Raw genomic sequence first — 21,386 nt, 5'->3', positions numbered from 1 at the left:
GTATAAAATGCTGGAAAATGTATCCAATAGGGCATGTGAATACCCGGCGGGAAATTAAAGTACTATAATATTGTGGATATTGTTGAGGCAGATTTATCCTGCTATAATTGAAGCAGGTACACGGCGAACCTGAACGGTGGTGCCGAAAATTAAGGAGGACTGATCATGGGTTTTGATTATGTAAGTGAATCCAATTTTATTGTGAGAAAGTCTGGAAGGGAAAGCGACAGCTATTACATCGACTACCTGGGGGTGTACAAAGTTACCGAGATCGCCAAGCTGGTTCGGCTGGAAGCTCCTTTGCTCAAAGAAAAGTATTTGAAATACGGCGCAGTATACTTTGATGAACTGGATGTATACTACTTCAGCCGGGCGGAAGATGCAAAAAGTGCCATAGAGGAAATACTGAAGAAGCTTAAATCAAGCCAGAAAGGCCGGATAATACAGCTTACGGAGGCCGAGATAGAATATATAAGGCAGGCTCTTATAAACGAAGGGGTAAACAACATCAGGGTGAGTTCCAAAGTAAAGGACAATATATTTAAAAAGCTGAATTCCTAGCACGGGCAAGAGGTCTTCAGCACAAAATATTGTGCGGTGTTTGGAAAAAACTTCATATAAATATTCAATCTGCAAGTCAGACATACAAAACCTGCAAAACTCCTTGTAAAATTACGTTTTTTAATGTATTATAATTGCATATTGAATAAATATACATAAATAAAAAAAGGGGTGTAGGGATTAATGAACAAGATGAAAAGAATTTTAATTTGTCTATCGGCATTGCTTATTATAGCATTTGCAGCAACAGCATGTGGTGTTTCCACCGGCAGTGGAAATGCAGATGATACTCAAAAGGTTCTTAAGGTAGGAGTTGACGATACTTATCCTCCAATGGAGTTTAAAGATGAATCAAACGCTACTGTGGGATTCGATATTGATGTGGCAACCGAGCTTGCCAAAAAAATGGGAATGAAAGCGGAATTCATCTCCAATGATTGGGCGGGAATATTCCTTGCGCTGGAGTCCGGCAAATTTGATGTAATAGTATCCTCTGTAAGCCGTAATGAGGAAAGAATGGAGAAATATTCCATGACGACTCCTTACATTGCAAATGCCCAGGTTATTGTTGTACCTGCAGAGGACACCTCCATAAAGGAACCCAAGGATCTTGCGGGAAAAAATGTCGGTGTACAGATTGGTACTACTGCTGACGAATCCTGTGCAGAATACCTGAAAACTACAAAATTCACACTCAAGCAATACGACCAGGTAATCCAGCCCTTTTCAGATATGAAGGCCGGAAGACTGGATGCCATAGTAGTTGACGAGGTTGTTGCCAGATACTATGTAAAGAAGGATCCAAAGAGCTACAAGGTATCAAGTGCAAGATTGACCAATGAGCCTATTGGTGTATGCTTTGCAAAAAACAGTACAGAATTGAGAGACCAGGCGCAAAAGGCGCTGGATGAGCTTTTTGCCGACGGCACCATGAAAAAACTGTCTGAAAAGTGGTTCGGAGAAGATCTTACCGGTAATGTAAAAGATATTAAATAATATTTCAGAAGCAAACCTGATATAGACAAGAGATTGTTTTTCCTCTTGTCTATATTTAGGAATAGAAATATAAAAAGGTATAATAGGGAGTTGTTTATTTTGGATTTAATAATAAGTAAGATACCACAGTTGCTTGAAGGAGCGGTTGTTACCATGCAACTGACAGTAGTAGCTGTTGTCTTTGGTATGATTCTGGGATTGTTCCTGGCCTTGGGCAGGCTTTCCAAAAATGCAGTAGTTGATAAGATTTGCTGGTTTTACATTTGGATATTCAGAGGAACTCCTTTGCTTATGCAGATATTCTTTTTCTATTATGCACTGCCTCTTGCATTGGGAAAGACTTTTTCCTTCGGTGCTATGACGGCGGCATTTATAGCCTTGTCCCTTAACTCGGGAGCATATCTGGCAGAGATAATAAGGGCGGCCATCCAGTCCATAGACAAGGGACAGATGGAGGCTTCAAAGGCACTGGGAATGAGCTATGGACAAGCCATGAGGAGGATAATCGTACCTCAGTCCTATAGAAGGCTTATTCCGCCTGTAGGTAATGAAGTAATCGCTTTGCTTAAGGATTCCGCACTTGTTTCATCAATCGGGATGTCTGAGCTTATGAGAACCACGACTCAGATTTCAAATGCTACAGCCAGTGCAGTCATTTATCTGCCTTCTGCTGCATTGTATCTTATAATGACTTCACTATTTACTTTTGTTTTTGAAAGACTGGAAAAGAAATATTCCGTATATGAATAAGGGGGAGAGACGGCATGGGAAGAATGATTTCAGTAGAAAAAGTATATAAGTCGTTTGGAACCCTTGAGGTGCTTAAAGACATTAATCTAGAAGTCCAGCAAGGAGAGGTGCTCTGCATAATAGGCCCCAGCGGCTCTGGAAAAAGCACTCTGCTGAGGTGCCTCAATCATCTTGAAGTAATCACCAGCGGCAAGATAATGATTGAAGATGACCTGCTTGCAGAAAAACTTGACGGCAAGAATCAGTTTAAAATTGCCCATAAGAAGATTTCCGAAATATGCACCGAATTGGGAATGGTTTTTCAGAGGTTCAATTTATTCCCGCATATGACAGTTTTGCAAAACATAATTGAAGCTCCCGTATCAGTAAAGAAGCTTTCAAAGGCCGAAGCAGTGGCCTATGCCATGGAGCTTCTGAAAATGGTGGGGCTGGAGGACAAGAAGGATGAATACCCCGCCCGTCTTTCGGGTGGACAGCAGCAAAGGGTTGCCATTGCCAGAGCTCTTGCCATGAAACCTAAAATAATGCTGTTTGATGAACCCACATCGGCACTTGATCCGGAACTGGTGGGTGAAGTGCTTGAGGTTATGAAGAAGTTGGCCAGGGGTGGTATGACAATGGTGGTGGTTACTCATGAAATGGGTTTTGCAAAGGAAGTGGGCTCAAGAGTGATATTTATGGACAAGGGAGAAATCAGCGAGGAAGGCACGCCTGAAGCTATTTTTTCCAATCCTAAAAATGAAAGGACAAGGGCCTTTTTGCAGAAGGTGCTGTAATAGCCTGTCAATTTTTAAAAAACATCAGAGTAATGTTTATATAAGCCAAAAAAACATATATTAGATATATATGTTTTTTTTGTTGCAAAGGAAGACAGCATATATTTATAATAAAAACCTGTAAATATTAATATTCAAAGGGCTGTAGCTGGATTGCAGCCCACTGGGTCATGGAGGAAAAATGCAATTAAAAAAAGTATTGGGCTTTTTTAAGATTTACCTGATAATTACATTTGGAGCAGCAATCACCGCACTGGCCATCAATATCTTTCTGGTACCCTACAAGATTGCGCCAGGAGGCTTGAGCGGACTTGCTACAGTTATATTCTATCTTAGCGGAGGGAAGCTGCCTGTAGGAACAACGATGCTGGTAATAAACATACCGCTTTTTTTTATGGGGTATAAATTTATTGGCAGGCATTTCTTCGTGAGAACCTTGTATGGCACCATTGTACTTTCCGTAATTATCGATCTGACAGAAAATTATATGGCGGAGCTGGCTAAAAAGCTGCTGGTCAATGAGGCGGGCAGTGCTACAACCCCGGACATACTGTTGTACAGCATAATAGGCGGGTTTTTAAGCGGAATAGGGCTGGGGCTGGTTTTAAAGATGGAGGCTACCACAGGCGGGACGGAACTGGCTGCAAAGCTTTTGAACAGGCCCATCAGAAATCTGACCATCGGACAGATACTGCTGGGTATTGATGCATTAATCATCGCTTTTGCCATTGTTGCTTTCAATAGCGTTCTCATAGGGTTGTATTCACTTGTGAGCCTGTTTATAACAACAAAGGTAATCGATGCCATGGTGGAAGGTGTGGATTATGCAAGGGCTGTCCTCATAATATCTGAGAGGCAGGAGGAAATATCCAGGAGGATTATGAGAGAAATGGACAGAGGAGTGACCGAGCTCAAGGGCAGAGGCGTATATTCCGGCAAAGATAAGAATGTTCTTCTGTGTGTACTCTCAAGAAGCGAGATACCGCACCTTAAAGAAATAGTCCATTCGTTGGACATAAATGCATTCATGCTGCTGGCTGATGTAAGGGAGGTTTTGGGAGAGGGTTTTAACGGAGTTCCCAAAAAATGAACCTCAATAGCCGGCAAAATATCCCTGAGATTTAAAGAGAAAATATTGTTTCAACAATAGAGAATGGTGGCATTTATATATCAGGTCTCTATAGGACGAGTATGAAACAATTCCAAAATAATTTATGTTTGTGATTTTGGCAGGAATTTGGGGGATATATGAAAATAAGGATAGGATTAAAAATTTTTGTAAGTTTCTTTGTGATAACCTTTTTGATTATTCTGGTCAGCATAATAGGACTTACGGGAATGGATTCCATACGTGACTCCTATGGAGTAATAGTAAATGAAAGCCTTCCGGTGGAAACGCTTATAAAGGAAGCAAGGGCCATAAACCTGGAGCAGGTGGCTGCGGTTCGTGGATTCATGATATACAGGGACGAGCAGTATCCGAAACTGTATAATGATTTGTCAAAAGAACTTGAGGATGTATATGCGAAAATAGCTGAAATGGCCAAGACAACTGAATCCCAGGAGTATCTGAACAGGTTGAAAGCCGCCGATAAGGCATATAGTGACGGAGTTCAGGTGGTATTCGATTATGTCAGAAAAGGTCAGCTGGATGAGGCGGTTGCATATGGCGAGAAGGTTAAGGTAAAGGTTACCGAAATCAAGGAGATAACTAAGGCATGGAGTACATATGTGGGCAGTCTGGATATTGAAAGAATCAATCAGACTGACAAACAAATAAACGCGCGAATAACCTTCTTGTTTGTGCTGGTAGCTATTGCAGTGCTGAGCGCCCTGGGGGCAGGGTTTATACTTACCAGGAATATTGCAGGCCCCATCAAGGCATTGACAGGTGTGGCAGGCAAGATTTCAGAGGGTGATCTTACTCAGGAGATTCCGAAAATAAAAACCAGGGATGAAGTGAGGGAGTTGGGCAGCGCTTTTGCGGCTATGGTTGCAAATCTCAGGGGACTGATTATAAATGTAAATGATGCCTCACAGGAGCTGGTCGCATCCAGTGAGGAGCTTGCAGCTTCGTCGGAAGAGGTGTCCAAGGTGTCGGAGCAGATAGCCGACGCAGTTTCCGAACTTGCTGAAGGGGCGTCTGAACAGGCCCATTCATCTGAAAAGGGAAATGCCAGAATTCTGCAAACCGTTGAGGGCTTGTCTCAAATAGCGGAGGATATGGCCCAATCTGAAAAAATGGCGGAAAAGGCAAAGGAAGTTGTGGAGAAAGGGGAGGCATCTGTAAAATACCAGGAGCAAAAGGTTGTTGAAAACAATCAGACCTCTTCTGAAGTTGCTGCCGCAATCTCGGAATTATCAGTAAAGTCTGCAGAAATAGGGCAGATATTGGAGGTTATTAAAAGTATTGCGGAGCAGACAAACCTGCTGGCACTGAATGCGGCCATTGAGGCGGCGAGGGCAGGTGAGGCGGGAAAGGGTTTCTCAGTTGTCGCCGACGAGATACGCAAGCTGGCAGAACAATCAGGATACTCGGTAAAACAGATTGATAAGATTATAAAAGAGGTTCAGGAGGGTGTCAATTCAGCCGTAGCCAAAATGGACAAATCCAGGCTGGTAGTCCGGGAACAGGCTGAATCACTGGAAAATACCGTGGCAGCTTTTAGGGATGTGGCGGAGGTTGTGGGCATTATCAGGAGCAAAATCATACTGTCGGCGGAAGCCTCGTCTGCCTTGAGCAAAAATGCCGTGCAGGCCGGTGAAGATATTACCGCCATAGCATGTGTGTCACAGCAGACAGCCGCAAGTACCCAGGAGGTTGCGGCATCAACACAGGAACAGGCCTCTACCGTACACCAGATAACCGACTCTGCCGAAGGACTGTCCAGGCTTGCCGTCCAGCTTCAGGAGGGTATAGGAAGGTTTAAACTTTAGAAATGAAAAGTGAAACGGCACAGCAGGTGCCGGATCTTTTAATAGACGCAAATGGGCAGTTGCAACCGCCCATTTGCGTTATTGTGTTTATACGGTCCGGGACTTCAGCAAAGCTGTCAGTTCAAACCAAGCTCCTTACGTTTTTTCTCGATATGATCCACATATATCTGTATGGTTTTCTCAGCATCAAGCTCCACCACAACCTTTCCCAGGCCCAAAGTTTCAGTTGTCTCGGTGAGGGTTTTGACCACCACATCACTTCCCGTTATGGAGGGAACAGGCGCCACATGTACGAGCCAGCCCAGGGCAACGGCAGTACAGGCATCGGCCACAGCTTTCTGTTCAAGATACTCCGGTGCTCCTATTACAAGCGGCAGCAGGTTTGTATCTATTTTCAGGGCGTCTGCAAGTTCCTTGGCGGTCTGAGTCATCTTGCCAATATCGACACATGCTCCGTAGGTAAGTACGGGAGGGATGCCCAACTGCCTGCATACAGCCTTCAGGCCTTCTCCACATTCCTCGGCAGCCTCAGGATTTGTAAGTCCGGTGTACTCCATGACGGAAGAGGTACAGCCACCGGAAAGCACCAGGATATTTTTCTCTATAAGACCCTTGGTAATTCTGAATATATTGCTGCCGCCCTGTCCGTACCTGGCGGTTGTGCAGCCTACTATGGTGGCAATTCCGCGAATATTTCCATTTGCAATCTGCTGGATAAGCGGGTCAAAGCTTCCTCCAAGAGCCTTCCTTATGGATTCGGTGCTGAAACCTACCATACAGTCGGAGGTGTGTGGCGGTATATAGGTTTTTCTGCTTTCGGCTTTCCTTTGCTTGAAGGAGTCTATTGCCATGTCCAGAGCTTTTTCCGCCTGCTCTTTCATTTTTTCAGGTATAAAGTCCAGGGACTCGGTTCCCTGGAGGCGTATGACGGGATGGGTGCCTAAAAGCTTGGTGCCGAACCTTTTGGCATACAGGGGCATGGTCGGAACAGTACAGTTGTAGTCAAACATAAACATGTCCACAACTCCGGTTGCCAGCAGGTATTCCTGGGACAGCCATTCTCCCTCCTGACCGCCGTAAGCCGTCTGATTATGTGTGCCCTCATAGTTTATAAGCTGCTGGCCTTCGCAGACATGTCCCAGGATCTGGATACCGTCAGCACCCGCGGCCTTTGCCCTTTGCTGCCATTCTTCAGTAGAGGCCAGGTCGATGGCGACATGTGCCAGCAGTGGCATGTGTCCATTTGTGACTATGTTTATCATGCCTTCCTTCAGAAGCCCCATATTCTGCTTTTTGACAGCGATTTCCTGGGTGCCCATCAGTATTTCCTGTATGATATCCAGAAGGAACAGCCCCTGATATTCATTGGCGACCCCCAATCTCACACTGTTAAGCAGGAATTCCACCGGATCGGATGTGAAGTTTGTCATGCAGCGGGTCTGAGCATAGGCCACTTCGCTGTAACCGCCGCCTGGGAATAGTCCGAGCGTTCTCCACAGCTCTTTCCGCTTTGTGGGGGCGAAGGCTTCAACGGTTTTTGACTCAATATGATAAGGAGAATGTATATCATCCATAACCCATTGGGCAAAGTCTACAGCCAGTTTTTCAAGAGGTTGTCTTACATCCAGTCCTGCCATCTCCGCATATTTTTTAAGCTTCTCAGGGTCTCTTAGCCTGAGCCCGCTTTGGGGATGTTCACCGGCAGCCTTCAGGGTTCTGGCGGCCTGATGGCAGTGAAATATGTTGGCCGAGGTTCCAATTGTAACATGCCGGTACATAAAGTTTCTGGCCACCATGGTATGTGCATCCACGCCGCAGGTACCTCTCGGGACTTTATCGTTTATCCTGCAGGGGCCGTTTGCGCATAGCTGGCAGGACAGACCCTCAATGCAGAATTTACACTGGATGGGCTGCTGCTGGCTGAACCGGTCAAAAACATTGGTCATCCCTGCATCATGTATTACCTGGTACATCTCTCGCATGGCCGGATCAATAATAACATTCATGGGATAACCGTCCTTTGTCTGGTCATCCTTCTTGATATGCTCCCTTTGCCACTTGTGGACTTCCTCCATTGAAGGGGACTTCCGGATTTTATCATAATCTACATTTATGCGGTTATGGATATCAGTGTGGGTAACCGGGTCATTTGAATGTTCATTTGTAAGCTTTGTACCGAAGGTGGTATTGTCACCTCGCATGGTACCAGCACTTTTTTCATAGGATTTTTTAATATCATTGTCGGACATTGACAGCCTCCTCTAAAACAGTATTTGCTTTATAGTCTCTCATTTTCAGAATTTTTATATTCTTCACAATTTCCAGACTCTGAAAAGATATCAAAATATAAGTAAATTTTGTATAAACCTGTTTCTTATAGAACTAATCTGGGAATAAAATAATCAATCCGATACTTGAATATGTTGTGTTATACTTTATAATAATTAAAGATATCAAGAGGAGGGAGCGGTTCACCTTTGTGCATTAAAAATAAAAGCTGTCTGACTAAAGCCTTTATATTTATCGCTGCCATTATCTTATTCGCAGCAGTTTCGGGATTGAATATCAATGCGAAAGCTTTGAACAAAAAGCATGTATTGATTATAAACTCCTATTCCGAGGGCTTATCCTGGACTGCGGAGGAAAACGAAGGCATACTGGAGAAACTTGAAAAAACTGAAGCAATGCTTGATATATCCATTGAGTATATGGATTGGAAAGCTTATCCTACTCCTGAGAATTTGCAATACCTGCATGATTACATGAAATACAAATATAAGCAAAAAACCATAGACCTTATATTGACCACGGATGATGCTGCTCTCAGCTTTGCTCTGGAAAACAGAGAGGAGCTGTTTAACGGTGCGCCTGTGGTTTTTTGCGGTGTAAACAAGGAGGGAGTAGAAGACTTAACAACGGGCAGGCAGAATGTAACCGGCATAGTTGAGCAGATAGACCTTGAGGGCACAATACGAGCTGCCATGGAAATAAATCCGGATTTGCGGGAAATGTACGTAGTATTTGACAACTCTGAGAGTGCGGTTTCAACCTGGGAGCTTGCCAGAAAATCCGCCGGGAAGGTTTCTGAAGATATAAGTCTTATACCCTTGAACAGGGGAAACTATGAAGGCATCCTTGAAAAAGTCGGACAGGCTGAAGCTGGCAGCGCCATACTGTTGGCCTCCTTTTATAGTGATGAAGAAGGAAATGTATTGGGCTTTGAGGATTTCACCCAATTAATCGCCCAGTCCAGCAAGGTTCCCGTGTATCATCTGTATGAATTCGGACTGGGGCATGGTGTTATCGGAGGAAGCATGCTGGGTGGCAGGGTTCAGGGGCAACTTGCCGGAGATATGGCATTAAGGATTCTCAATGGCATGAATATTGCCGCAATACCGATTTATTATGCTGGTACAACCCGTCTTATTTTTGATTATGAAATGCTGAAAAGCTACAATATCAATCCTGGCAGAATACCTGAGCAGAGCCTGGTTATAAACAGGCCCATGTCCATATTCAGGGAATACAGCAGCTACGTTGCTTCGGCTGCAATCATAATAGCATTGCTGATTCTCTTCATTATTGTGCTGCTTTTTTATCTGAACAAAATAAGCAGGATAAAGCAGGAGCTTTACGGCAGAAATGTGGAATTATCACGCCTGTATGAAGACTTGACTGCTTCAGGTGAGGAGCTTAGGACAAAATACGACGAACTGGAGCTGGTCCAGAAAAGCCTTTTTGAAAGTGAGACCCGTTACAAGCAGTTGTATGAAAAGATGCTGAACGGATATGTAGTGTTTGAGCCTGTTGTGGATCAGGATGGCATAATCAGGGATATACGCTTCATTGAATACAATGACAGCTATATATACCAGATGAATATCAATGTCACAATAACTCCCGGACAGACCTGGACAGAGATTTTCGGCTTTATTAACAGAAATCAGTCAATATACCAGAGGGTGCTGGCTACCGGTGAGACGGAGCACTTTGAAACCAGCCATCCTGACGGCAGTGCATTTTTTCTGGTAAATGCCTTCAAAATAAATGACCGGCAGGTAGGTGTGGTATTTGAAAATATAACAAATTACAAACTGGCCATAAAGGAAGTGCGCAAGCTCAATGAAGACCTGGAGGAAAGAGTAAGGGCGAGAACCCACGAGCTGCAGACTGCGGTCAGCCAGTTGGAGTCTTTTGCCTATACGGTTTCACATGATCTGAAATCACCTCTCAGAGCTGTAAACAGTTACATAAAGATAATAATGGAGGATTACGGAAAGTCCTTAAACAAAGATACTGCCGAAATGCTTATAAGCGTTTGGAATATATCCAGGAATATGGTTGAAATGATAAACAAGCTGCTGGTCTTCTCAACGGCATCCAGAGCAGAGCTGAATCTTGAGGAAGTCAACATTGAAGAGAAGCTTCTGAGCTGCTTTAATGAATTAAAGGCGGCATATCCTGAAAGGACTGTAGAGCTGGTCATAGAAACGGGACTGCCTGTGGTAATGGCGGATAAGGTGCTTATTGTACAGGTTATCAACAATATACTGTCAAATGCATTCAAGTTTACAAAGGTTTGTGAGCATGCCAGGATCAAGGTCGGGAGTACGCTTACTGAAAATGAATATATTTTTTATGTCAAGGATAATGGAGTGGGTTTTGACATGAAGTATTCCGGCCGGCTTTACGGTATATTCCAAAGGCTTCATACCAGTGATGAGTTTGAGGGCTCGGGTATAGGTCTGGTCACTGTGAAGAGAATTATCGAAAAGCATGGGGGAAGGACCTGGATAAAGGGAGAGCCGGGAACAGGGACCACTATATATTTTACAATCCCGTATATCTCGGGCTAGGGAGGTGATGACTTGCTGAAGGTAATGCTGGTAGACGATGTGGAAATAGTAAGAATCGAAATGAAACGTATGCCTGTGTGGGGAGAGAAGTCCGGCTTTGAAGTGGTATGTGAAGCTAAAAACGGTGAGGAGGCTCTTGAAAAACTGGAAAAGCAGGAAGTGGATATGGTTATCACTGATATAAGGATGCCAAAGCTGGACGGAATGGAGCTCTTAAACGAAATCGTGGCTAACAGGCTTTGCTCCTGCGTGGTCCTTTTGAGTGATATCAGTGAATTCAGCTATGCAAGGCAGGGAATGATACTGGGAGCCTTTGACTATATACCCAAGCCGGCTGATGAAGAGGAACTGCTTAAGCTGCTGAAAAGGGCCTATGAACATATAATAGATGAAAAGAAGGAAAATGAGCGTGTTAAAAAGCTGGAAGAGGTATTTGAAGAGAAAATCGGGGAGTTTTTTCAGGGAGTGGATATAAAGGAAATTGCCGCCTTGATTCAAAGCAGGGATGAAAAGGCAATCGACAAAATACGACATACTGTAAAAAGAATAGGGGCAAACCTGGACTATAATCTGTTGAAAGCCGAAGGGGCCATGAAAAAAGGAATACCGCTGGTAATCAGTTCGCTGCTCTTGGAAAACCCCTGGCTGGAGAAATATATAAACACATCTGTTTTAAACAACCTGACCACCCGCCAATTTAGCGGGTTTGACGAACTTCTGGACTATATAATGCGGGATGTGACCTACATCTTCAATATTTTTCAGGCCCTGCAACTGGGATATCATGAGAAAGGCATAGTCTGGGAGATGTGCAACTATATCCTTCAGAATATAGATGAGGGTCTGTCCCTTCAAACCGTTGCAGAAAGGCTGTATATGAACAGGACATATATCAGCGAGGTCTTCAAACAAAAAACAGGCATCTCATTTACTGAATATCTGACCCGGGTTAAGATGGAAAGAGCGAAGAAGCTGCTTGAGGCTGAGGAGGTAAAAGTCTATGAGGTGGCTGAAGTCCTGGGATATAAGGACTCTGAATACTTTGGGAAGATTTTTAAAAAATATGCTGGTAAATCAATAACGGAATTTAAACAGGTAAACAGACAATAATTCGCTAATACCCGACATTTTTCGGGGTAAGTTCTTGAATATTTCCATTTTTGTTTTAAGGATAAACTTGTATTATTGGAATATAAATACAGGTTTATCCTTTATTGTTTAGTTGAGAAAAATCTAACATTCATTATAAAAATATCAACTTTTGAAATAGGCAAGTCCTGGCAGTGGACATTGGATGGGGGGGAAGAAAATGTTTAACTTTAAGCCTGATAGAATTACTCTTAAAATTACGGCTATTTATCTTCTGATTGGAATCCTTTGGATTCTATTATCTGACAAGGTACTTAACTTTTTGGCAAATGATAAAGAAATGGTAACCATTTTCAGTTTAATTAAAGGGTGTATGTATGTTACCATAACAGGTGTAATTCTGTATTTTCTTATTAACAATTCAGTAAATCAATTAAAAGAAACCGAGCTGGAATTGAAGCGAAGCTGTAAGGCTTTCTCAGATGCGAACATGCAGCTTGAACTGACAAACAGGGAACTTGAGGACTCACGGTCTGAACTTGAAGGTCAGTATAATCAGACATTAATCAATCAGAAAAAGATCCAGGAAAGTGAAGCGCATTACAGGTTAATATCCGAAGCTACAAATGATGCAATATGGAAGGAAGTTAACGGAGTAAGAAGTTTTTCCGACAGATGGTATCAGATCACAGGCTATAGTGCTGCTGACCTTGAAGCTGTGGAAGGCGGCTGGGAAAGCTTCGTCCACCCTGATGACCTGCTTGCGGCAAAGGAAAAGATGCTTGCCCATATCAGGGACAAGACTCCATATTATTTTTGCGAATACCGTATGAAGAGGAAAGACGGAAAATATATGTGGATCTATGCCAGGGGGAAAGCCTGCTTCAATGAAAACGGAGAGTTATTCCAACTGGCAGGCTCCCATACCGACATCACAGAACTGAAGGAATATGAACACAAATTGAAATACCTGGCCTATCATGACCAGCTCACAGGGCTTGAAAACAGATTTGCCCTGAATGAAAGGCTGAATTATCTGATTTCTCAAAACAGTAATGAAAAATATGCTTTGCTCTACATTGATATTGATGATTTCAAATATGTAAATGACAGTATGGGGCATAAATTTGGAGATATGCTGCTGGTAAAAATATGCGAAAGGCTTTTGGAAAGCAGGCTGTTGAACTCCACTATATATAGGATCGGCGGTGATGAATTCATTGTGCTGGTTGAAAACTACGCAAAGCAGGAAAACATTGAAAGGTTTGCAATAAGTATACTGAAGAGCTTCAAGCCGCGCTTCCAGGTAAACGGAATAAATATTTATACCACTGCCAGCATAGGTGTTTCAACCTATCCCGACCACGGAAACGGTATTGACGAACTGCTGAAAAATGCTGATATTGCAGTATATAAGGCAAAGGAAACAGGAAAGAACAGAATTGTTTTTTATAACACTCCCATGAATGCTGAGATTATCGAAAGGGCAATTATTGAAAAACATCTGAGGAATGCGCTGGATAATAAGGAGTTTGAATTGCATTACCAGCCGCAGTTGGACATAAAGAGCGGAAAGATATCGGGCTTTGAAGCGCTTTTGCGCTGGAACAATCCTGAACTCGGCCCGGTATCTCCGCTAAAGTTTATTGGGATTGCGGAGGCAACCCATATGATAGTGCCAATAGGTGAATGGGTGTTGAGACAGTCCTGTAAATTTCTCAGGGATATAGAAAAAATGGGCTTCCAGGGTTTGAGCATAGCTGTGAACATATCAATGATTCAGTTGCTTAATGAGGATTTTGCACATATGGTTATTGACATCATTGAGGAAGCCGGCCTCAATCCAAGACAGGTGGAGCTTGAAATAACAGAGTCCATACTTATGGAATCCTATGAAGTCATAGCAGGAAAGCTTAAATTGCTGAGGGCAAGAGGGGTGAAAATCGCACTGGACGATTTCGGAAAGGGGTATTCCTCTCTCAATTACCTTAAAAGCCTGCCCATAACGACCTTGAAAATCGACAAGTCATTTATTGATACTATTTCCAATGGCAACAAGGACAAATCCCTTACGGATTTGATTGTTAAAATAGGGCGTTCCATGGACTTGTGTGTTGTAGCCGAGGGTGTGGAAACACAGGAGCAGATGGACTACCTGGTCAAGCATAAATGCCACAGGATACAGGGATATCTTTTCAGCAGGCCCGTGCAGCAGTCTGAAATTGTAAGAAAGCTTAATGAACAATATTATAATCAAAACACTTTTCAGGAGGAATTAGCACTATGAAATTAAGGGTCAAATTATCCATTGCAATGATTTCAATGATGTTTGTAGCTATTGCAATAATGGGGGCCGTCACTTTGTTAAAGTCTACAGATACCATCAACAAGATGACGGGTTCGGCCATGACGGAAATAAACAAGGAAAATTCAACAATCATCCGTTCCATGATTGAAAAGGAAAAGAGAAATATTCAATTAGTCGCACAACAAAAAGAGGTAGAAGAAATCCTGCAAAAATCCAAAAACGGAGAAGCCGTGTCGGATATCCAGGGCGAATTGAATAAAAAGCTGCTGACTATGGTAAAGGAAGCCGGAAATATTGAACACATATTTATTGTGAATTCTCAGGGAGCGATTTGTGCGGATAGTGATACAAAGCTGCTTGGGACTGATTTGAAGGACAGGAACTATGCAAAAAACGCGCTGGCTTCAGGTGAACTCACCATCAGCGAAACCTTGCAGTCCAAATCAACCGGAGCATACATTGTAGTCTTTGCATACCCGGTAAAAGTAAACGGGGAGCTTCTGGGTTTTGCGGCAGCGGCGGTAAATGCGGACAGCATTGTAAAGTACCTGGCTGAAACAAAAATCCTGGATACGTCTTCCAGCTATGCTTATCTTGTGGACGAGACGGGAATCGTGCTTTACCACCCTGATATTAAAAAAATCGGACAGCCTGTAGAAAATGAACAGATTAAAGGCGTTGTCGAGAGAATAAAAAAAGGCGAAGAGGTGGCACCTGAAATAGTTCAATATGAGTTTCAGGGAAAGCTCAAGCAAGCTTCCTACAGCGTTCTGCCTGAAACAAAATGGACTCTTATAGTGGCAGGCGATATGGGAGATATAATGGCTCCTGTATATGGAATGATTCAATATATACTGATTATCGGCGGAGTACTGATATTGCTGGCCCTCCTTGCCGGTTTGTTCATTGCCGCAAGGATAGCGTCGCCCATTATCAAACTGACCGAGCTTATAAATAAAACCGCAGAACTGGATATGAAGTATGATGAAAAATATGAGTACCTTATAAACAATAAGGATGAAACCGGTGTCATAGCCAAAGCTACGTTCTCCACCCGGCAAGTTTTGCGGGAGATGGCGGAAAAGCTTCAAAAGGTATCGCAGTCCATCTTGCAGAACGCCGGGTATATGGAAAGGCTGTCCGGAAACATTCAGGAAAATGCCCATGACAGCTCGGCTACTACACAGCAGTTATCTGCCGGCATGGAGGAAACAGCCGCTTCTTCTCAGGAAATTACGGCTACAACGGAGGAAATCGATGCAAGTGTAAGCGCAATTGCTCAGAGAGTAAAGGACGGAGCCGAGAAATCCGGACAAATAACAGTGAGGGCAAATAATCTGAAAATAGACTCCATGGAAGCTGCAAAGCAGGCAAAGGATATTTATGAGGATGTAAAAATAAAAATGGAAAATGCCATAGAGGAATCAAATACGATCACTCAAATAAGCCTCCTGGCAGATACGATACTTTCTATTACCAGCCAGACAAACCTGCTGGCATTGAATGCAGCAATAGAGGCCGCCCGGGCAGGAGAGGCAGGAAGGGGCTTTGCGGTGGTGGCAGATGAAATAAGGAAGCTTGCGGAGCAGTCAACTTCCACAGCATCCGGTATTCAGGAAATTGTGAGAAATGTATATTCCTCGGTGGGGCATATGAAGGAAAATTCGGAGGCCATACTGACCTTTGTGGACAAAAATGTGCTGGCAGACTATGAAAAGCTTATAAAGGTAAGTGAGCAGTACAACAGTGATGCTGAATATATAAACAACCTTATGGCGGAATTCGAGCTGGCAGCCGGCCACCTTGATGAAGCTGTTTCAAGCATATCAACGGCAATGAATGAAGTGGCTGCAACAATAAACGAAAGTGCCAAGGGTGTACAGGATATTGCGGAAAAGTCCGCGGATATAGTTGAAAAGACAGTTCAGGAAACAAAGCTTGCGGATCAGAACTCGCAAGGTGCCAGAGAACTGCAGACGCTTGTGGGAAGATTTAAGATATAGGAGCTGAGGATTATGGTTATGGAAATAGAAAAATTACGTCAAAAACTTAATGACATGGTTGAAGCCTGTGACTGCGGCTGCAGTGAAGTTCTGGAGCTGAGCAGGGAAATGGACAAGCTGATTGCGAATTATCTTCAGGAAAGAAGCAAGTAATAGAATTGACATAAAATTCTTATACTTTTATAATTAAGTTTAAATCATACGTGATTGACTTGCGTTAGTGGCTTAAAACACGAAAGTTTTGTTATCCGATTATGTAGCGCAATCCGGACCTGAAGGCACGTCATATTTTGCTGTTTGGTATGACGTGAACCAGGGTCCGGATAAATTTAAGGTTGATTTTTTAAATGACACACGGAGGTGGAAAACTTGAAAAAAGTACTTATAGTTGACGATGCATCGTTTATGAGGCTGTCGCTGAGAACGATGTTTGAGAACAGTGGTTTCGAAGTGGCAGGAGAAGCCGGAAACGGCCTTGAAGCAATAAAGCTGTATGCAAAACTGAGACCTGATGTTGTTACCATGGACATAACCATGCCGGAACTGGATGGAATACAGGCATTGAAATCTATCCTCGATATAGATAAAAATGCAAAGGTTGTTATCCTGTCGGCAATGGGCCAGGAAGAAAGGGTAAAGGAAGCAATTCTGGCGGGAGCCAAAACATTTATAGTAAAGCCTTTCAAAGAAGAGCATTTAATCCAAACACTAAATAAAATAGCCAATAATTAATTTGGCAGGTTGGAAGGAGGCGGTCCCTTGTCAGGTCAATTTTCCGGTGAACCCATGCTCGATATGTACATATTTGAAACAAATCAAAACATTGAGCAATTGGAAAAATGCATTCTGGATTCGGAGAGGTCAAGCTGCTATACTCAGGCAGCAATAAACGAGATTTTCAGAATCATGCATACAATCAAGGGTTCATCAGCAATGATGCTTTTTAGCAATATATCCGTACTTGCACATTCCATAGAGGATCTCTTCTACTTTTTAAGGGAACAGAAACCGGACAACATTGATTGTTCAGCTCTATCGGATTACATCCTTGCAGGGATTGATTTTATCAAGCTTGAACTCCGAAAAATCGAGGATGGAGAAAAAGCTGATGGTATACCCGATAATATTATTGAAGATATAAAATCTTTTTTAAGACAAATCAAATCAGAAAATCCTGATAATTCTTCAGTTCAGGAAGACAAGCGAGCCTCAGCCGAGCAGCCCCGCTATTATATAACCCCAAATAAAATTAATAAATCCATAGCAGCTAATACCTTCAAGGCGGTCATTTTCTTTGAAGACGGTTGCGAGATGGAAAATATAAGAGCTTTTACAATAATTCATAATATCAGGGAATTTACTGAAGAGGTTTTTTATTTTCCTGAAGACATCATTGACAACGATGACAGCATCAATGTCATACGTGAACAGGGTTTTAAAATATACCTTAAGACCCGGAAAAGCCATAAGGAATTAAGCGTTTTTTTCAACCAGACAGTATTCTTAAGATATCTGGAGCTTGAAGAGCTCAAGGATGATTCGGAGTTTTACGGTCTCAAGGACAAGACCGGCAGTGACAATGCCGGGGCCGGTTCTGCAGTCATAGCTCATATGGATACCGTACATAGGGAAAACCAGGATAGGGAGGTAGCTGTAAATTCAGGTCAGAGCATAATCAGTGTCAATATTTCCAAACTGGACAAGCTTATGGACCTGGTAGGCGAAATGGTTATCTCGGAGGCAATGGTAACACAAAATCCTGACCTGGGAGGGCTGCAACTGGAGAACTTCCAGAAAGCTGCAAGACAATTGCATAAGATTACCAGCGATATCCAGGATATGGTCATGTCCATAAGAATGGTTCCTCTGGCCATTACCTTTCAAAAGATGCAACGGATAGTCAGAGATATGGGTAAAAAGCTTGAAAAGGAAGTTGAACTGGAACTTATAGGAGAAGAGACGGAAGTAGATAAAAATATAATTGAACATATATCCGACCCTTTGATGCACCTGGTGAGGAATTCCATAGACCACGGTATAGAGACAAAAGCGGTCCGAGAGGCTCTGGGTAAACCTTCAGCAGGCAAAATCACCCTGGAGGCAAAAAATTCCGGAAGCGATGTGGTTATCCTTGTGAAGGACGACGGCAAAGGCCTGAATAAAGAGAGTATTCTCGAAAAAGCCGGAAGGAATGGTCTCTTGACTAAACCCGCCGAGGAAATGACGGATAAGGAAGTATATAACCTTATTTTCCTGCCGGGTTTTTCCACAAAAGAGAAAGTTACTGAATTCAGCGGCAGAGGTGTGGGTATGGATGTGGTTGTGAAAAACATTGAATCTGTGGGTGGCTCTGTGGCGGTTGACAGTTGGGAAGGGACGGGTTCCGTCATAACTTTGAAAATTCCGCTTACTCTGGCCATAATAGACGGTATGAACGTGCTGGTGGGAAATTCCCGCTATACCATACCTACCAAGGCAATAAAGGAATCCTTCAGGCCTGGCTCAAAGGAGCTGATAAAGGACCCTGACGGAAATGAAATGATTATGGTCAGAGGAAACTGTTACCCTGTCCTGCGGCTGCATGAATTTTTCAGGGTTAAAACCCAGGTCACCGGATTTACCGAGGGTATTCTTATAATGGTAGAACACGAGAACCGGACAGTATGTCTGTTTGCCGATGAACTGCTGGGGCAGCAGCAGGTGGTGGTAAAAGCACTGCCCCAATACATAAAAGCCAGGCGCAAGGTTAAGGGGCTGACCGGTTGCACTCTGCTGGGAGACGGCAGTATAAGTCTGATCCTGGACATAGGAAGCCTGGTAAGTATCTAATATTTTGAAAGGAGATGCACAAATGGAGGAAGCTACAGAGCGGAAATTACCTGAAAAACAACTGCAGGACGGTGAGGAAGACACCCAGAAGGGCAGATTCCTTACTTTCAACCTGGACAGGGAATCCTACGGAATTGAAATAACACATGTTACAGAAATTATCGGTATACAGCCCATAACTGAGATTCCTGAACTTCCGGATTACATCAGAGGTATCATAAATCTCAGGGGCAAGATCATACCCGTAATGGATGTCAGGCTCAGATTCAGGAAGACATTCAGGGAGTACAATGACCGTACCTGTGTTATTGTTGTGGATATTGCGGATATTTCCATAGGCCTGATAGTTGACAGCGTATCGGAGGTAATCTCTATCCCTGACACCGAAATTGTAGCGCCGCCTGAAGTAGGCAAGGGCGGTAACAAATACGTCAAGGGCATTGGAAAGGTTCACGGAGAAGTAAAGCTTCTGCTGGACTGCAATAAACTCTTGAATGAAGACGATTCTGAGTATTTAATAAACATATAAAGGGAGGAACTTTTATGAAATGGTTCGGTAATTTGAAGCTGAGGACCAAGCTTATAGTCTGTTTTGTTATACTGGCGGTATTTACGGGTGTTGTGGGCTTTATGGGCATAAGCAACATGGGTACCATAAACAGCAGGGGGGACGATATGTATTATAATAATTTCGTTCCGGCAACCAGCCTGGCCAAAATTCAAAGAGCAATGCTCATTATCAGATCCGACTATCTTTTGATGGTATATGAAAGGGATGCGGCCAAATTTCAGGAGAGATATGATGAAATAAACAGTTTCTCAGAGGAAACAAATAATATAATGCAGGAATATGAAAAAACCATTGGGACGGATAAGACCAACAGGGACCTGTTTGAAGTCTTTAAGACCAACCTTGCCACATACAGGACCATACGCGCAGCGCATCTGGAAATAGTAAAAGCCGGCGGATATGAGGAAGCCATAAAAAAGCTGCCCGAATTCACAAATGCCAGAATTGAAGTGGAAAATTCAATAGATGCTCTTGTCAAATATAATACTGAAAACGCTCTTGACAAAGCCAATGAAAATTCAAAAGACTACCGGAGCCAGTCAATAATAATGATTGCCATAATTGCTGCAGGCATAGTGCTGTCAATCGGATTAGGATTGATAATTGCGGGAATAATCAGCAGACCTCTGAATAAGCTGGTTGTCTCGGCAGATCACATTGCTGACGGAAACCTTGATGTCAGCATAGATGCTGCAACTGACGATGAGGTGGGAATACTGGCAAAGGCCTTCAGAAAAATGACCGACAACCTCAATGATGTAATGACTAATATCAATGTTGCTGCTGAACAGGTTGCATCCGGTTCAAGGCAGGTGTCGGATTCAAGTATGGCCCTGTCACAGGGAGCCACAGAGCAGGCCAGCTCTGTAGAAGAACTCACGGCTTCCCTTGAGGAAATTGCATCCCAGACCAGGCTCAATGCCGACAATGCCAGCCAGGCAAATACCCTGGCAGTAACCGCAAAGGGCAATGCGGTCCAGGGCAATGAACAGATGAAGGAAATGCTCAATGCAATGGAGGAAATAAATGAGTCCTCCGGCAGCATATCCAAAATAATCAAGGTTATAGACGATATTGCCTTCCAGACAAATATTCTTGCTCTGAACGCAGCAGTGGAAGCGGCAAGGGCGGGACAGCACGGGAAGGGCTTTGCAGTGGTGGCGGAAGAGGTGAGAAATCTTGCAGCCAGGTCTGCCAATGCTGCAAAAGAGACAACAGATATGATTGAAGGCTCCATTAAAAAAGTGGAGGGCGGCACAAAGATTGCAAATCAGACAGCCGAAGCCCTCAATAAAATAGTTGAAGACGTGACAAAGGTGGCAAGCCTTGTAAACAATATCGCTGTCGCATCCAGTGAGCAGGCTTCCGGTATAGCGCAGGTAAACCAGGGAATAATGCAGGTTTCTGAAGTTGTCCAGACAAACTCTGCCACTTCGGAGGAAAGTGCGGCTGCAAGTGAAGAGCTGTCCAGCCAGGCAGAACTCCTGAAGGAACAGGTTTCGCGATTCAGACTGAGAAAGTCGGGTACCGCTGTTCACGGTTACAAGGCTATTGATGATGACCTGAACCCTGAAATACTCAGACTTTTGGACCGGATGAACTCCAGAAAGGCACCGGCAGGCAGCAATGAGACTCATAATGAGGGCTCTCCTGCTGCCGGCTCCAGAAAGATTGTCCTGAGCGACAGAGAGTTCGGGAAATATTAGGAGC

At 43.5% G+C, this 21,386-nt stretch carries 16 protein-coding genes; 15 read left to right on the top strand and 1 reads right to left on the bottom strand.

The genetic code is table 11. The features are described from left to right. Positions 1 to 165: 165 nt before the first annotated feature. From CLHUN_RS04370 to CLHUN_RS04345, 6 genes are all read left to right on the top strand, one after another. Positions 166 to 561 (top strand): hypothetical protein, encoded by a 396-nt coding sequence (locus tag CLHUN_RS04370; RefSeq protein WP_080063346.1) that lies wholly within the window; start codon positions 166 to 168, stop codon positions 559 to 561. 183 nt (positions 562 to 744) lie between these two features. Further along, a complete protein-coding gene (locus CLHUN_RS04365; protein WP_080063345.1) occupies positions 745 to 1,557 on the top strand; it encodes a substrate-binding periplasmic protein in 813 nt (270 codons plus the stop codon). Positions 1,558 to 1,656: 99 nt separating this feature from the next. Next, positions 1,657 to 2,307, top strand: a complete 651-nt coding sequence (locus CLHUN_RS04360) for an amino acid ABC transporter permease (protein ID WP_207559136.1) — start codon at positions 1,657 to 1,659, stop codon at positions 2,305 to 2,307. A gap of 14 nt (positions 2,308 to 2,321) precedes the next feature. Then, positions 2,322 to 3,083, top strand: a complete 762-nt coding sequence (locus CLHUN_RS04355) for an amino acid ABC transporter ATP-binding protein (RefSeq protein ID WP_080063344.1) — start codon at positions 2,322 to 2,324, stop codon at positions 3,081 to 3,083. A 181-nt stretch (positions 3,084 to 3,264) separates the two neighbouring features. Beyond that, complete coding sequence (locus tag CLHUN_RS04350; protein ID WP_080063343.1) at positions 3,265 to 4,173, top strand: YitT family protein; 909 nt, start codon at positions 3,265 to 3,267, stop codon at positions 4,171 to 4,173. 158 nt (positions 4,174 to 4,331) lie between these two features. Then, complete coding sequence (locus tag CLHUN_RS04345) at positions 4,332 to 6,020, top strand: methyl-accepting chemotaxis protein (protein WP_080063342.1); 1,689 nt, start codon at positions 4,332 to 4,334, stop codon at positions 6,018 to 6,020. Between the two features lie 116 nt (positions 6,021 to 6,136). Here CLHUN_RS04345 and cooS read toward each other — a convergent pair whose 3' ends face one another. Next, a complete protein-coding gene (cooS, locus tag CLHUN_RS04340; protein WP_080063341.1) occupies positions 6,137 to 8,269 on the bottom strand; it encodes an anaerobic carbon-monoxide dehydrogenase catalytic subunit in 2,133 nt (710 codons plus the stop codon). A 228-nt stretch (positions 8,270 to 8,497) separates the two neighbouring features. Here cooS and CLHUN_RS04335 point away from each other — a divergent pair, with 228 nt between their 5' ends. From CLHUN_RS04335 to CLHUN_RS04295, 9 genes are all read left to right on the top strand, one after another. After that, complete coding sequence (locus tag CLHUN_RS04335; RefSeq protein ID WP_080063340.1) at positions 8,498 to 10,876, top strand: ABC transporter substrate binding protein; 2,379 nt, start codon at positions 8,498 to 8,500, stop codon at positions 10,874 to 10,876. A 12-nt stretch (positions 10,877 to 10,888) separates the two neighbouring features. Beyond that, complete coding sequence (locus CLHUN_RS04330) at positions 10,889 to 11,986, top strand: response regulator transcription factor (protein WP_080063339.1); 1,098 nt, start codon at positions 10,889 to 10,891, stop codon at positions 11,984 to 11,986. Between the two features lie 199 nt (positions 11,987 to 12,185). Beyond that, the gene (locus tag CLHUN_RS04325; RefSeq protein ID WP_165755651.1) at positions 12,186 to 14,252 is read left to right on the top strand and encodes a putative bifunctional diguanylate cyclase/phosphodiesterase; all 2,067 of its coding nucleotides are present in this window, start codon (positions 12,186 to 12,188) and stop codon (positions 14,250 to 14,252) included. Then, the gene (locus CLHUN_RS04320; protein WP_080063337.1) at positions 14,249 to 16,276 is read left to right on the top strand and encodes a methyl-accepting chemotaxis protein; all 2,028 of its coding nucleotides are present in this window, start codon (positions 14,249 to 14,251) and stop codon (positions 16,274 to 16,276) included. The genes CLHUN_RS04325 and CLHUN_RS04320 overlap by 4 nt, the downstream gene beginning before the upstream one ends. 12 nt (positions 16,277 to 16,288) lie before the next feature. Continuing rightward, positions 16,289 to 16,429, top strand: coding sequence for an aspartyl-phosphate phosphatase Spo0E family protein (locus CLHUN_RS04315; RefSeq protein WP_080063336.1), 141 nt, complete (start codon positions 16,289 to 16,291; stop codon positions 16,427 to 16,429). 216 nt (positions 16,430 to 16,645) lie between these two features. Beyond that, the gene (locus tag CLHUN_RS04310) at positions 16,646 to 17,008 is read left to right on the top strand and encodes a response regulator (protein ID WP_080063335.1); all 363 of its coding nucleotides are present in this window, start codon (positions 16,646 to 16,648) and stop codon (positions 17,006 to 17,008) included. Positions 17,009 to 17,035: 27 nt separating this feature from the next. After that, on the top strand, positions 17,036 to 19,105 hold the full coding sequence (locus CLHUN_RS04305; RefSeq protein WP_080063334.1) for a chemotaxis protein CheA: 2,070 nt from the start codon (positions 17,036 to 17,038) through the stop codon (positions 19,103 to 19,105). Between the two features lie 22 nt (positions 19,106 to 19,127). After that, positions 19,128 to 19,634: a chemotaxis protein CheW gene (locus CLHUN_RS04300; protein WP_080063333.1), complete on the top strand. Its 507-nt coding sequence runs from the start codon at positions 19,128 to 19,130 to the stop codon at positions 19,632 to 19,634. A 14-nt stretch (positions 19,635 to 19,648) separates the two neighbouring features. Further along, positions 19,649 to 21,382 carry a methyl-accepting chemotaxis protein gene (locus CLHUN_RS04295; protein ID WP_080063332.1) on the top strand — a complete coding sequence of 578 codons (1,734 nt, stop codon included), beginning with the start codon at positions 19,649 to 19,651 and terminating at the stop codon, positions 21,380 to 21,382. The last annotated feature ends 4 nt before the right edge of the window (positions 21,383 to 21,386 follow it).

It is taken from the genome of Ruminiclostridium hungatei, assembly GCF_002051585.1.
In the GTDB taxonomy this organism is placed as follows: domain Bacteria; phylum Bacillota; class Clostridia; order Acetivibrionales; family DSM-1351; genus Ruminiclostridium; species Ruminiclostridium hungatei.
This window is presented reverse-complemented; position numbering and strand designations above follow the sequence as displayed.